Below are 13,783 nucleotides of genomic sequence, written 5' to 3' on the forward strand. Positions count from 1 at the left end.
TGGCGAATCCGGCAGCTCGCACACGAGTGCGGCGTTTTGCCCGATTCGTTTCGTTAGTTGGAACTCATCGGGAAAGGCCTCGCTGCCGAGGGGATACGATTTGGGGGCTCCGCTCGATCATTGCGCGGAGCCGTCTTTTAGCTTTTCATCGCGAATACGGCGACGTTCGGCTTCCATGGCTTTTTCAGCCTCTTCTGCCTTTTGCTCCGCCATTTCGCGAATCTGTTCAACTTGTTCTTCTGTGTATTCGCCCATTTCCATCATAGCGTCGGTCTCGATGACCGAGAGGTCGTCATAGGAAAGGAACCCTTCCCCCACGAGCTGCTCGGCTACTTCGTCTGTGATGCCTTCAATGGAACTGAAGCCGGTCACGGCGCGTTCAATCTGCTCTTCGAGTTCTTCGCGGAGCATGATCTCGATGTCCCATCCGCACAGCTTGCTGGCCAAGCGGACGTTTTGCCCTCGGCGACCGATTGCCAGGGAAAGTTGATCCTCACGAACCAGAACGATGGCGCGACCCATCATTTGGCACAGAATCACTTCCTCGACCTCGGCAGGCTGAAGAGCATTAGTGATCAGTTCTTGCGGGTTTTCGCTCCAGCGAACGATATCGATACGTTCGCCGGCGAGTTCATCCACGATGTTCTTAATACGGTTACCGCGGACACCCACGCAGGCACCGACACAGTCGACGCGCTGGTCAGAGCTATCGACGGCTACCTTGCTGCGGTAGCCGGGCTCGCGACTGATGTTGCGGATTTCGATGACGTTTTCGGTGATTTCCGGGATTTCCTGTTCGAACAGGCGTTCCACGAACTTCTTGTTGGTGCGGCTGAGGACCACTTTCACGCGGCTACCCTGCTTGCGCACTTCGAACACAACCGCGCGCACGCGGTCGTTCGCATGGAACGATTCGCCGGGGATCTGTTCGCTGCGAGGCAAAATCGACTCGACGTTATCCAGGGTGACGATCGTCGCGCCCCCTTCACTGCGGTGCACGACACCGTTGACCATCTGGCCAATCAGTTCGTCGTATTCTTCGTGCAGTGCGTCGCGTTCGGCTTCGCGGATCTTTTGAATGATGACTTGCTTGGCGGTTTGTGCGCCAATACGACCCACGGTTTCTTCCGGGTCCATCGGTACACCATCGATGGTCCCGCTGATTGACCCATCTTTCCGATCGATATTGATCACGACCTCGGCGTCTTCGGAGTGGTACTTGCGCGAAGCCGATACCAATGCCGATTCGATCGCCTGGAAGACGATTTCCTTGTCGATCTTTTTGTCCCGGTGAATCGCATCAACGATTCGCAAGACTTCAGACGGATTCATGAGTCCTTCACTTTCAACGATGGGTGCTGCCTGGGGTGCACCTGGTTAAATTAACCATGGGTAAGCAGCCTGGGCAGGCTTACTTGCGGCAATTCACCGCGGATATCCAAATTGTAAGTCGATCTCAGTCTCGCCCGGCAGGCGAAAGACGAAGACCTGTTGCTACGTCAAACCAATGCAGCGACTGGGCTCTGAATCCCATCGGTACGGGGCCGGCTTCCAGGTTGCTGTTTAACACAGCGCCATTGGCCTTAGCCGTAATCCGAGGCAGTTCTGCACTACCAGGTGCCTCGCCGGAAAGACGAATATGGACATAGCCCGTATCTCCCAGCGATTCGACCAGTTCGACCTGACCGCGACCTGCGTGGGGGCAGTCGGCAGAAGACTCTTCGGTAAGAAGAATGTCTTCCGGGCGAACTCCGAGGACTATTTTCCTCGAACTGCTTGGCTTGAGCTCGGGACGCTGGTTGGCGACAACTTCCAATCGCACTCCAAAGGCACGGAATTGGAATTGGCCATTCTCTTCGACCAGCTCACCTTCGAGCAAGTTCATGCCAGGCGTTCCCAGAAAGCTGGCGACGAACCGATTGGCGGGTTTGTGATAAACCTCGCTCGGCGAACCGACTTGCTGGAGAACTCCTTGGTCCATCACCGCGATCCGATCACCGAGCGTCATCGCTTCGACCTGATCATGGGTGACGTATATCATCGTCGCACCAAGGCGACGGTGAAGTTCTTTTAATTCTCGTCGCATCTCGACACGAAGTTTCGCATCGAGATTTGACAAAGGTTCGTCAAACAAAAAGGCAGCCGGCTGTCGCACAATTGCGCGTCCTAGGGCTACCCGTTGACGCTCCCCGCCCGAAAGCTCTCGCGGGTAACGATCCAGCAGCTTGCTAATTCCCAGCGTGGCGGCGACCTGGTCGACCTTCGTCGGGATTTGCTGATACTGCTTTTCACGCTCTGCGGCGCTCTGGGCATCTCGCAGCCGTCGCCACAAACGGGAAACGAAGTTTCCTCCGTAACGAAGCTGCAGACCAAACGACATATTCCGCCGCACCGTCATGTGGGGATACAACGCATAGTTTTGAAAAACCATGGCGATGTCCCGATCTTTCGGCGAGACGTGGGTGACGTTTCGGTCCCCGATTGTGATTTCACCGCCGGAAACGTCCTCGAGACCGGCGATCATCCGCAGTGAGGTTGTCTTTCCACAACCACTGGGACCCACCAGTACCAGGAATTCCTGGTCGGCAACCTCTAAATTCAGCTCACTAACAGCAGCGACCGAGCCCGAAAATCGTTTACTAACTTGATTTAGAACGACTTTCGCCATGATTGCCTGCTGCCGCTATGTGTTTCGCTCGCTTACCAAACGGAAAACGGCTCTCGAAATGAAAGCCGTCCTACATGCTGAACTTAGTGGCAGTCACAATCCCGTTAAGATATCGGCTACCCCCGCAAGTGTCAACCAACACAAGCACCGAGCAAGCGTTTCGCCCGATCGGCTGAAATTGGTTAAACTCCGCGAATCGCGATCGCCGAGGCCTGTCCTTGCGGGCTGAAATTCAGGCTCACAAACACCCCGTCCGAGGTGATCTCTTGTGGCTCGGCCGATAACTTGAGTTTGCATTTGGGGTCTGGGGTGGAGTATCCCAGGGTGCCCGGCAGCGATTTTTTCTGCTGGGCAAGCAGACTACCAATCACTTCAATGATGCCTGAACCGGCCCCAAGGTTACCGAAATAGCTCTTCATAGCCACCACCGGAACCTCGAGCGATTTGTCTCCCAGGAACCGCGTTAGCCCTGCGGCCTCGTCCCAGTCAGACTGCTGGCTACCCAGGCCGTGGGCGTTGATGTGCTGAATATCGCTCGGCTTGATGCCAGCATCGCGGCAAGTGACCGTCAGGGCATTGTTGATGGCGGTCGCCCGATCGGGCGTGCGATTAGCGTTCCAGCCAGTACAGATCGACTGTCCAATGACTTCGCCCAGGATTTTGGCCCCGCGAGCCTCGGCGTGTTCTAGCGATTCCAGGACCAGCGAGCCGGCCCCTTCACCGATGATCATCCCTTTGCGGTTCAGGTCGAACGGCAGGCACTTGCCGGCCATTTCGTCCGTTCCTGTCGCGATTGGGTCCTGAAGGTACGAGTGGCACGTGCGGGTTTCATGCACGCGAGTACCGGTCGAGCCGGCAACAATCACATCGGCGTGTCCGCGGGCAATGGTCATCATCGCTTCGCCCAAGGCGGCCCCAGCCGAAGCCTCTCGGAGCGTGATCGAGTTATTCGGGCCACGCATGTCGTTGAAAATGGCGACGTGGCTGGCCGGCATGTTCGGCAGGTATTTGAGCAGCCAGAGCGGTGTGATCTCTGGCAGGCCCTTTTCGGCCCAGACGTCGAAGTCGAACTCATTCGAGCCATTAACGCACGCGGCGGTGGCTTTGTCGAACTCTTCGGGGATGGTCATCATGTAGTCGGAGCCGAAGATGACGCCTGACCTTTCGGGATCGAAGGCCCCCATTTCCAGTCCACTGTGTTGAAGAGCACGCTGAGCGGCGGCGACCCCCATTTGGATCTCGCGGCACATGACCTTCAAGTTTTTACGGATCGACCGTGTCTGGTTCTTGTCGACATCGCCAAAGTCGGTGATGTTGCCCGTGAACTCAAGGGCTTCGCCAGCATAGGGGGACGGTAACGCATCGGCCGGCAGACTCTCGATTTGGCGGATCCCAGAGGTGCCTGATTCCAGAGCTGCGGAGAAGCTGGCCAGATCCATCCCTAGGGGGCTGATCTGACCCATACCAGTAATGACGACTCGTCTCGATTGCATTCGTACGCCTATCGACACCGGGCAAACTAGGTTGTGCCTAGGGTGTTGGGGATTCTTAATGATGACCCAGAATTTTAGGCCACCGAGGCGGCACTGTCGATGGGAGCCAGCTGCTGCCGCCAGGCCGATGAAGGGAGTCCAAGTGCCGTAACGGCAATTGGATCGCTCGAATCAGAACCGCAAGCATCTCCCGGCTGAGACGTGCGGAAAGGCTTCGTTTGGGCCAGTCCTGTTATGAAATCGGAATCTGGCAGCGGACTCTTCAAACCGTTTGCTGAAACCCGCTACCCGAGGGGGTGTTAGTAGCGGCCGCGGCTATCCACAGCATTCGGCTGAGCGGTGGGCACTGGGGTGCCTGCCCCTGTTTTGGCGTCTCCCTTGAATTCCACGAACATCAGGCCGTCGGCACGCGGCGGGCCGGTGGGAATCAGGCTGGGGAGACTAGGAACCTGGGCGGCGGATGCCATGCCGGCTGGCGGTCGGGCTACGACACCGCAGCTGATCAGCAAGACCTGATCGGAGGGCCAGCGAAAACGTTCGTGCAGCCGCCAGCTAACCATCTGGGGAATCTGGATATCGACGGCCTGGCGCTGGGCTCCAGCGGTGGGGACATCGACGTCAACGGTAACGAACTTTTCGACCTGATCGACACTGCATTTGAGGACGGCGTCGATCATACGATCGTCTGGCGTCAGCAGAGGACTGACTTCCATTGAGAAGCCTTCTTCGATTTGATCGGTTTGCAATTCGTAGCCAGGGAACGTCTGCGTTGCACGAACACCGCGAACGAACGAACGTGGCTGTAGCATCGAGATCGTGCTCGACTGGCCATTATGGACCAGCAGATCGGCCGCGTGGTGTTCCCGGAAGTCGCTTCGTTGACGCAGTTCATTCAGCAGAACGGCCGCGTTTTCCTTGCTCATCAGCCAGGCTTCGATGCCCGGTGTTTTGACGGAAACCGGCTGCATCATGCGATAGGCCAGGCGACGCCAGTTGGGGCTCTTAACCGTAACCAGACGAACACCCAGCTTCTTTACCTCGGCCTGACTGTCAACAAACTTGGTGACCACTTCGGTGACGACTTCCTGCATCTCAGGCGTGTGATAAACGCGAAGTGTGCTCTTGTTGGCTGAAAGCACTCCCAGGGGATCGCCAAACCAGACATCGGTGCCCGTTTCGCGAAGGATCCAGTCGATAATCGCTTGTTCGGGCTTGGCCGTGGTGGTGACGCGACTGGTATACGGTGTGAGGTCGTAGTCGCGCCAGACCTGACCAGCTCCGTTAGGAAGCTCTTTCAGACCAGAGGTCACCTTCAACAGGCTGCCTGACTTCGTGACGTTCTCGGACTGTTGGGTTGGTGGATCACTGGCATAGGCAGCCGGCTGTACGGCGCTGGGGGTGCTGCTAGGGACAGTAGCACCAGGATTACGCCACTGCAGTGAGGAATCGGAGTTCGTTGTCGTGGAACCACTAATCGGCATCGGCCGAGGTTCCGACTGAGCGGTTGCCACGTGGGTGGTCAATGCAACCAATAGAATACTAAAAAGAGTGCCACGTGCCATGATTCGATCCTCCATGATCCGACGCGAATTGGGTCTCGCCGATTCACTACGTGGCTGAGACACTTCGTGGAAAGTTGCCGGAGTATAGGAACCGTGTCAGGCTGCGGCAAGGTGAATCGCTACAGCAGGTCGTTTAGCCAGTCATCGTCGCCAGTTTTCGACGGTTTTTGAGATCCGGACGGACTGCTAGCGTGTTGGGGTGAACTCGTCGTTGCATCGGATGAACTCGATTTGCGTGGCTTGACGGGGCCGTCGGAGAACAGGTCGATATCGTCGACATTGTATTCTTCGTCAGGAAGGGAAATACGCGGAGATGGTTCCGCGCTCGAACTCGACACACGGATGGGCCGAGTGATCGCTCCCCTGCCCCGCCCCGGATCTCGTGCGACCTTAGCACGCTGGTCCATGCGTTCTCGGTGAAGGCGCTCGTCTCGCTTGGGGTCTTTCAGGGCTCCAAATCGTCGCATGAGGACCAGCCAGCCAAACGCCATGCCTGCGGCAAGGATCAGCCCAACAATCGTTCCCAGCAGTGGACCAAAAAATATTCTCCCAACGACAATCGCCACAAAACCTAAGAAGGCCGTAAATAAACCCGCTGCAATTAAGAATTCTGTGTGAGTGACCAGTTCATGAAGCTGCTCGTTGAACCAGCGTTCCATCTTGGTCTTGGGCTCAGTGTCTTTTGCGAGTGCTTCTTCGGTCAGGTCCTCGAAATAGGCTTCCAGCTTGGTATGCCAGCCGCAGCCCTTGCAAAGATACTGCTGGGCAGGGATCACTTTGCTGCATTTAGGGCAATCGGTAGGCTGTGGGCGATCGTCGTCGTAGACCTTGGTTTCGTAGCTGGGTTCGATCACTGGTGCCAGGTCATCGTCGTCCCTCTTGGGGCGAACAACTTTGGTGATGCTCAAGCATTTCGGGCAGCGAACCGTCTGGCCGATCAGACGCTCTTCGGCATTGATGCCGACACCGCAGCAAGGACATGTTATGCGAATCATGCTCGCGTGTTTCTCTGGTAGGGAAACCGAATGGGGCCTGCAGTTGGCCTGAAGCAGGTTTTTCTATTCTCGATCATTCCCCAAAGACGCAAAAAACTCAAGCTTTTATTGCCGGTATTCTTCAGGCTTTAAGAGTCGGATTGCAGGTCTCGAATACGATCGGTAAACATCTTTTGATGTCGAATTTGAGCGTCGAGCCAAGATGTAGGGAACGTGTGTTGCCCTAGTACGACCTCGTTGATTGCCTGACGTACCTGGCGGGCACAAATTTCGGGAGCGACTCTTCCCACGCCTGTGCCTAGGCCGGGAAATGCAATCGATTTCACGCCATCACGAATTCTCTCGCCAATGAGCATGCCGGACGGGAAAAACCCCTCACGCACCAATAATAGTGCGGCCCTTGCTGCCAGGTAGGGGTTGATCGAATCTTTAAGAATCGTCGGCACCCGCATCGTGGGAGCGGCGATTAAGAACGGAATACGTTGGTCGTCCGTATCGACGATTTCTGCGGCACCGACTAGGAGTTCGCCGTGGTGCCGTTGGCAAATGAGCTCTTGCAGGCGCTGTTGGAGTGGAAAGCCAAAATGCGAGGTGTAGAGAGCATCGATGCCGCCATCCATAAAACCAAAGCTGTTGGCAGGGCTTACAACGGCATCACATCGTAAGTCGAGAATGGACCCACGATAGACCTCAACAAAATCGAGATCGCCACAAGCTTCCTGCCAGGCTTCGGTCAGCCTGGCATCAATGGCACAGAGGGTAATCTTCACAGGCGAGCCTCCCAGATTGCCGTAGCAACGAAGCTCGGTAAAGCGTTCAACTACTCGGCGTATTCTTTGACGATAACGCAGGCGTTATGGCCACCGAAGCCGAAGCTGTTGCTCATGGCGTAGCTGACCTTGCGGTTCTTGGCTTCGTTTGGCGTGTAGTCGAGATCGCAAGCCGGATCTGGCTTTTCCAGGTTGATGGTCGGTGGAATGACCCCTTCCTGGATGGCTTTGATGCAGGCGATCAGTTCGATGCCGCCACTGGCACCCAGCGAATGGCCGAGCGAGCTCTTGGTGCTGGAGACGGCCAGCTTGTAGGCGTGGTCGCCGTAGACTGTCTTGATGGCGGTTGTTTCGGCTTTGTCGCCTGGAGGCGTGCTCGTTCCGTGAGCGTTGATGTAGTCGATCACTTCGGGGGGCAGCCCTGCATCGTTCAGTGCGTTCTGCATTGCCCGGGCAGCACCGCGACCTTCTGGGTCCGGCGAAGTGATGTGACCACCGTCACCACTGCAGCCAAAGCCGACCAGTTCGGCCAGGATGTTGGCCCCGCGGGCCTTGGCGTGTTCCAGTTCTTCCAAGACGACAACGCCGGCCCCTTCGGCCATGACGAAACCGTCGCGATCGAGGTCGAATGGGCGGCTGGCCTTTTGAGGGTCGTCGTTACGAAATGAGAGGGCCTTCATGTTCGAGAAGGCACTGATTCCCATCGGCGTGATACCAGCTTCGGTACCGCCGGAAATCATGACGTCCGCTTCATCGTATTGAATTGCTTTGAGGGCATCGCCCAGAGCGTTGGTCGCACTGGCACATGCAGTGGCTACGGTGTAGTTCGGACCACGCATGCCGTAGCGGATGGAGATGTTACCACCTGCAGCGTTGAGCATCAGCCGGGGAATGGTCATTGGCGAGACACGATCGGCACCCTTGGTGAGGAGCTTTTCGGTTTGCTCTTCGATGGTGGCAATGCCACCCACGCCAGATCCCAGGATTACGCCGCAGCGGTAAGAATCTTCTTGCGAGAAATCGAGGCCGGACTGATTGACGGCGTCGATTCCCGCGACCATTCCAAACTGAGAGAAACGGTCAAGACGTTTTTGTTCCTTCGAGTCGATGTACTCGTCCGGTGCCCAATCATGAACGTCAGCGGCGAACTTCACCTTGAACCGGGACGTATCCAGGATTTTGATTTCATGGATACCACTCTCCCCTGCAATCAACTTGGACCAGAACTGATCTAGTTGGCAGCTAAGCGAGGAGACAATCCCCATTCCGGTAACGACAACGCGACGCTTCATGATTTTATGAACGCTAGGAGTACAAGCGGGAAAGAAGAAATCAGCCGATTAGGAGTTCTTGGCTTCTTCCAGGTAGTCGATCGCTTGACCGACCGTTTCGATCTTATCCGCGGAATCCTCTGGAATGTCGATATCAAATTCTTCTTCCAGCTCCATGACCAGCTCGACCATGTCCAGCGAGTCGGCACCCAGATCGTTCACGAACGAGCTGTCGCGGGAAACCTTTTCTTTATCAACACCCAGTTGGCTAGCAACGATCTCAATTACACGCTCTTCAACCGACACGACGTGTCCTCCGTTTTGGGGCAAGCGACCGAAAGCTCGGTCGTCTATGGTGACTTAAGTTGGTTTTTTATGAAGGTTCAAGCTCAACAAGATAGATGACCCAAGTAAAACGGGTCAAGGTGGAGACCACCCTATCCATCTTAATTTTCAGGAAACACGCTCTTAGGAAAAAACTAGTGTGTAAGTCAATGTCACTAAGGCGTTTCCAATGGATGCTAGCCGGTCATGCCGCCGTCGACGGTCAGGACCTGACCGGTAACATAGGCAGCATGGTCGCTGGCCAGGAACAGGACCGCATCGGCGATCTCCTCTGGCTTGCCCATTCGCTTTGCTGGAATGCGTTTTTTGACTTCTTCTTCGACCACTGGGCCTAGGGCTTTGGTCATTTCCGATTCGATGAAGCCCGGGCAGATTGCGTTGATCGTCACCTTGCGACCAGCCAATTCGCGGCTCAGGCTGCGGGTAAAACCGATCATGCCCGCTTTGGATGCGGAGTAGTTCGTCTGGCCTGGGTTGCCCATGATGCCTGAGACGCTGCTGATATTGATGATACGGCCATATCGGGCACGCATCATGTACTTCGACGCGGCTCGGCTGAACAGGAACATGCCTCGCAGGTTCGTATTGATGACCGTATCCCATTCTTCGTCGGTCATGCGGGGAAGCAAGTTGTCGCGGGTAACGCCGGCATTGTTTACCAGGATATCGACTTTTTCCCAGGTTTCGGCAACCTTGTCGACCAGTTGCTCGACGCTTTCTCGCGATGTCACGTCGCAGGGGAAGGCCTCAGCCTCGCCGCCGGCTGCCTTAATGGCGGCAACCGTTTCAGCCAGCTTGTCGGCACTGCGGGCCACGCAGGCGACCTTAGCACCGCGTTTGCCCAGGCCAATGGCGATTTGCTGGCCAATCCCTTGCGAGGCACCAGTCACGATGGCGATCTTGCCAGTCAAATCAACGGGAAGTGCGGTTCGGTCAACATCGCTCATGGGGGAATTGCCTAATCTATTGATTTCAAAAGAGTTAGTGGGGTCGCTAAGGGGGGTTAGGCTTCAACGCCGGTGAACGCAACCTTGCGATTGATTCGCTTCATCAGGCCGCGAAGTACTTTGCCGGCACCGATTTCGTAAAACTCGTCAAAGCCTTGATCCAAGAGGTAACGCATCGATTGTTCCCAGCGAACCTGAGAGCAGACTTGCTGCTGCAAAAGCGAGCGAATCTCTTCCGGGTCGTCGTGTGGCTGGGCGTCAACGTTGGAAATAACCGGGATTTTCGGGCTCCTGAGCGTGACATTTGCGAGTGCGGCCGTCAGCTTATCAACGGCTGGTCGCATGATTTCCGTATGGAACGCACCAGCGACGGCCAATGGAATGACCTTCATCGCCCCGCTCTTCTCCGCCACTTCGGCGGCTCGCTCGCAGGCATCGTTGGTGCCAGAAACGACAATGTTTCCGGGGCAAAGCAGGTTGGCAATTTGAAGAATGCCATCGCCGCGGGCTTCGTCGCAGATCTTTTCGACGGCGTCCTGTTCGAGCCCGAGGATGCTGACCATGCCGCTAGGCGTGGCATCGGAAGCGGCTTGCATCGCTTCACCGCGTACTTGAACGACTTTCAGTGCGTCTTCAAACTCCATCACGCCAGCAAAGACCATGGCTGTGTACTCGCCCAGGCTCAGTCCGGCGGTGGCTTCCGCAGAAAGCAAGACGTCCGGCGATTGGTCACGCAGTTGCGCCAAGGCGGCAATACTGGTAACGAACAAGGCCGGCTGGCTGTGGACGGTGGAGTCTAGCTTTTCGCTGGGGCCTTCAAAGCAGACCGAGGCCAGATCGTAGCCTAGAATCTGGTTGGCTTGGTCGAAGTACTCTTTCGCGGCCGGCAGCGTGTCGTAAAGGGATTTCCCCATTCCAACGGTTTGCGCGCCTTGTCCCGGGAATAGAAATGCGATTTTGCTCATCGCAGGGGGCCCTTCTCTCGATCAAGCTTCGAAGTCGACAGACCGCTGGCAGAGGTCTACGCGTTCGGATGAAATTATCCGAACGGGCATTGTCCCAGCGGTCTTGTAACCTTGGAAGCCCAGGGGGTGCTTATTCGGCGACTTCGCTGGACGGCATGACGTTTCGGCCTTGGTAGTAACCACATTCTGGGCACACCACGTGGGTCGGAACAGCCACGCGAACGCGACGTTCGTGCAAGCAATTAGGGCAGAGAGTCAACTCGCGGGCCTTCAGGCCATCGTGAGCGCGACGCATGCCGGTACGGGAATTCGACTGTTTTCTCTTTGGTACTGCCATGACCGTGTTTCCAGCGAGGGGATGCAAAGCGTAAGTCGCTTGCTGGCCTCAATTTAGTGCCCGATTAGCTGCTGTGGTTTAAGCCGATCCAGAAGCCGTAGGGCAAACGTCCGATGAAAGCCTCAACTAGATGAGGCACAATATGCAGGTGGAAACGCGAAATGATACTGGTATTCCGCAGAACCGTCAATAAGCCCCACTAATTACTGCATTTGGGATTTTTGTTATTGACGCATGGAGGCAATCGCCCCAGAATAAGCATGTACTGAGACTTGATATCAACTTCAATAAAGCCGATAGCACTCTCGCCTGATATATGTCCTACCTCAAAGAACATGTGGTCGAAACGATCTCGACCGGAGACCGCGACCGCACGCTCGTCGTAAATTGCACGGATCGCGATGGTTGCGCCTTTGTCGAAATTCGCCAGCAAAGCTACGGCGGACAGCGTGTGGGCTGGTTTACTCAGTCTAGCGTTCAAGTTTCGCCAGAATCGCTTGCCGCACTGCGAACGGCACTTGGAATTGCAAGTGCTTTGCCTGAAATGGTTTCCGCAAAAAGCGAACGCGTTACGCTGAAGGCGACCCGGACGGAAGAAGATGCCATCGTCTCAGGGCGAATCGGTGCATCCGCTGCCCCGTCGCTGCGTGTCTGGCACGCGGAATCGGCCTAATAAAAAGCATTGCTGTGGTAAGTGCCTTGGTTTTACCTGGGTATTACCACAACAACACTCATGTAATCAGCTACCCTTTGAACGACTGCTTCAAAGGGTAGTTTATTTTCTTGACCGCTTAACCGGCCTTGGAAGCACTTCCGCCGCGAGCCTGGGCCGCAACGGTTGGATCCTTCAGGATCATCGTGAATTCGTCCACGCCTTCCTGTTCTTCCAGCAGGATTTCTTCCAGCAGAACGACCAGTGGGCGATTCTTTCCGTCGACCATCGACAGAACTTCCTGGTAAAGCTCGACGGCCTTCGATTCGAATGCCAGACCGTTGGTCAGCATTTCGTACAGGTCGTCGGTTTGCTTCACTTGGTTGCGTTCAATGGTCGGAACGCCACCTAGGGCAGAGATCTTCTGGCCGACGATCTTGGCGTGACCGAACGATTCCTTGGCGGCTTCCAGGAACATTTCACTGTAAACTTCGCGCCACAGCCCGCTGACAACGAAGCCGGCCTGCGAGTACTGAGCGACTCCGGTCCATTCGTGCTTCAAAATTTCATTCAACTTGTCAATTACGGCCTGGTCCATGTTGGTGTCCTTTCATTCTGGCTTAAGAGCGATGAATTTCGCTCGTGGGTGTTGCGTCATCACCGTAGGAAAAGCAGCAAACTGGCTGGAAATTACGGTGCAAATCGCGAGCCTGAACGATACTTTGGCGGTGGCTACATCATCGTGTGCAGTCTCAACTTCTTTCCGCATGGTATCACTCATATCGACAAAAACCAGAGGGAAGTAACCCTAGGCGTGGTCTTCACTTGCATTTTTCGTCAAAAGATAGTCGCTCTCAACAAGGGTCTTTGTTGAGACGAGCGTTGTGGTGATTTGGTCTCAATAAGAAGCTTGCATTACGCCACAGAAGTAGGAGAATTGGTTGGTCACCCCAATGCCGTGTCCCCTGCTCTGCCCCGAGTTTTGATATGCCGGATGGTTTTTACTGCCAGACGTGTGGCGAGTATCACGATGAATTGCCCATGGATTTTGATCGCTGTTGCTATGGAGACAATTTACGTCGTTTTTTTCGTATTTACGGCATGACGTTACGTGGGCTTAACTCCCAAGGCACGCCAATACATTGGGTGTATTCGACAGACGCAGTCGTCTGAAATATCAGAGGAAGCGATGTTGCGACGTTCAGGTTCCGCGTAAGTTATCGAATTGAACGATTCCGTTTTCAGGCCCAAAAAGCCAATTCGATATAAGACTCCGGCAATAATTTGTCGGTAGACGGACCCGGTCATCGCACCGTTAAAAAACTGAAGTGATGACTCTACGAGAAAGCAACTTTGTGAAGAATCGAAGTCAAGGAATTCCAGACACCACTCTCCCAGTCTTTCATCAGTTAGCTCATTCAATTCAAAGTCGCTTGGGCTTTTCTTGAATAATCCTAGAAAGTCGAGCAATTTAGGAAAGTCTTCAATCCACTCGTCTCCTAACGCGCGGAATCGCCCTAGTGAATACTCTCCCTCGGCAATTCGAAGTGTTTCCTGTGTAATTCTTGGGGAGTTAGTTGCTTGAGATATGCATGTATTAAAAAAGGCAATGATGTCTCTCGGACGCATCATTGTCCGCTTAATCATATAGTTGGCATGCTCCCCAAAAACTGGTCCATGTGTTATGAGAGTCTAGAGGCCAATTTCGGCCAAGGAGACTCCCATGACCAAGAAGCGTAAACGACGTAGTCCCGAACAGATCGTTAAAGCCCTGCAAG

At 55.1% G+C, this 13,783-nt stretch carries 14 protein-coding genes; 1 reads left to right on the forward strand and 13 read right to left on the reverse strand.

Going from position 1 to position 13,783, the window contains the following annotated elements; translation table 11 throughout:
- Window positions 1-117 precede the first annotated feature (117 nt).
- The 11 genes from nusA to rpmF all read right to left on the reverse strand — a co-directional run bounded on the left by nusA (window position 118) and on the right by rpmF (window position 11,353).
- Window positions 118-1,332, reverse strand: coding sequence for a transcription termination factor NusA (gene nusA, locus C5Y96_RS15925; protein WP_105355281.1), 1,215 nt, complete (start codon window positions 1,330-1,332; stop codon window positions 118-120).
- A gap of 124 nt (window positions 1,333-1,456) precedes the next feature.
- Window positions 1,457-2,668, reverse strand: a complete 1,212-nt coding sequence (locus C5Y96_RS15930; RefSeq protein WP_105355283.1) for an ABC transporter ATP-binding protein — start codon at window positions 2,666-2,668, stop codon at window positions 1,457-1,459.
- Window positions 2,669-2,850: 182 nt separating this feature from the next.
- Complete coding sequence (locus C5Y96_RS15935) at window positions 2,851-4,161, reverse strand: beta-ketoacyl-[acyl-carrier-protein] synthase family protein (RefSeq protein ID WP_105355286.1); 1,311 nt, start codon at window positions 4,159-4,161, stop codon at window positions 2,851-2,853.
- A 299-nt stretch (window positions 4,162-4,460) separates the two neighbouring features.
- Window positions 4,461-5,723 (reverse strand): hypothetical protein, encoded by a 1,263-nt coding sequence (locus tag C5Y96_RS15945; protein ID WP_105355297.1) that lies wholly within the window; start codon window positions 5,721-5,723, stop codon window positions 4,461-4,463.
- Between the two features lie 119 nt (window positions 5,724-5,842).
- Entirely contained in the window at window positions 5,843-6,718 is an 876-nt protein-coding gene (locus C5Y96_RS15950) for a hypothetical protein (RefSeq protein WP_105355300.1), read from the reverse strand.
- Between the two features lie 128 nt (window positions 6,719-6,846).
- Window positions 6,847-7,488, reverse strand: a complete 642-nt coding sequence (locus C5Y96_RS15955) for a macro domain-containing protein (protein ID WP_105355302.1) — start codon at window positions 7,486-7,488, stop codon at window positions 6,847-6,849.
- 50 nt (window positions 7,489-7,538) lie between these two features.
- Window positions 7,539-8,783: a beta-ketoacyl-ACP synthase II gene (gene fabF / locus C5Y96_RS15960; RefSeq protein ID WP_409994421.1), complete on the reverse strand. Its 1,245-nt coding sequence runs from the start codon at window positions 8,781-8,783 to the stop codon at window positions 7,539-7,541.
- Between the two features lie 45 nt (window positions 8,784-8,828).
- A complete protein-coding gene (gene acpP, locus C5Y96_RS15965) occupies window positions 8,829-9,065 on the reverse strand; it encodes an acyl carrier protein (protein WP_105350808.1) in 237 nt (78 codons plus the stop codon).
- A gap of 215 nt (window positions 9,066-9,280) precedes the next feature.
- The gene (gene fabG / locus C5Y96_RS15970; RefSeq protein WP_105355307.1) at window positions 9,281-10,051 is read right to left on the reverse strand and encodes a 3-oxoacyl-[acyl-carrier-protein] reductase; all 771 of its coding nucleotides are present in this window, start codon (window positions 10,049-10,051) and stop codon (window positions 9,281-9,283) included.
- 56 nt (window positions 10,052-10,107) lie between these two features.
- On the reverse strand, window positions 10,108-11,016 hold the full coding sequence (fabD, locus tag C5Y96_RS15975) for an ACP S-malonyltransferase (protein WP_105355309.1): 909 nt from the start codon (window positions 11,014-11,016) through the stop codon (window positions 10,108-10,110).
- 130 nt (window positions 11,017-11,146) lie between these two features.
- Window positions 11,147-11,353: a 50S ribosomal protein L32 gene (rpmF, locus tag C5Y96_RS15980; protein WP_105355311.1), complete on the reverse strand. Its 207-nt coding sequence runs from the start codon at window positions 11,351-11,353 to the stop codon at window positions 11,147-11,149.
- 316 nt (window positions 11,354-11,669) lie between these two features.
- On the opposite strand from rpmF, the gene C5Y96_RS15985 reads away from it, so the two are divergent.
- Window positions 11,670-12,026 carry a hypothetical protein gene (locus tag C5Y96_RS15985; protein ID WP_105355313.1) on the forward strand — a complete coding sequence of 119 codons (357 nt, stop codon included), beginning with the start codon at window positions 11,670-11,672 and terminating at the stop codon, window positions 12,024-12,026.
- Window positions 12,027-12,144: 118 nt separating this feature from the next.
- Here C5Y96_RS15985 and C5Y96_RS15990 read toward each other — a convergent pair whose 3' ends face one another.
- The gene (locus tag C5Y96_RS15990; protein ID WP_105355315.1) at window positions 12,145-12,603 is read right to left on the reverse strand and encodes a bacterioferritin; all 459 of its coding nucleotides are present in this window, start codon (window positions 12,601-12,603) and stop codon (window positions 12,145-12,147) included.
- Window positions 12,604-13,112: 509 nt separating this feature from the next.
- Complete coding sequence (locus C5Y96_RS28150) at window positions 13,113-13,691, reverse strand: P-loop ATPase, Sll1717 family (protein WP_409994422.1); 579 nt, start codon at window positions 13,689-13,691, stop codon at window positions 13,113-13,115.
- Between the last annotated feature and the right edge of the window lie 92 nt (window positions 13,692-13,783).

Source organism: Blastopirellula marina, assembly GCF_002967715.1.
Taxonomy (GTDB): domain Bacteria; phylum Planctomycetota; class Planctomycetia; order Pirellulales; family Pirellulaceae; genus Bremerella; species Bremerella marina_B.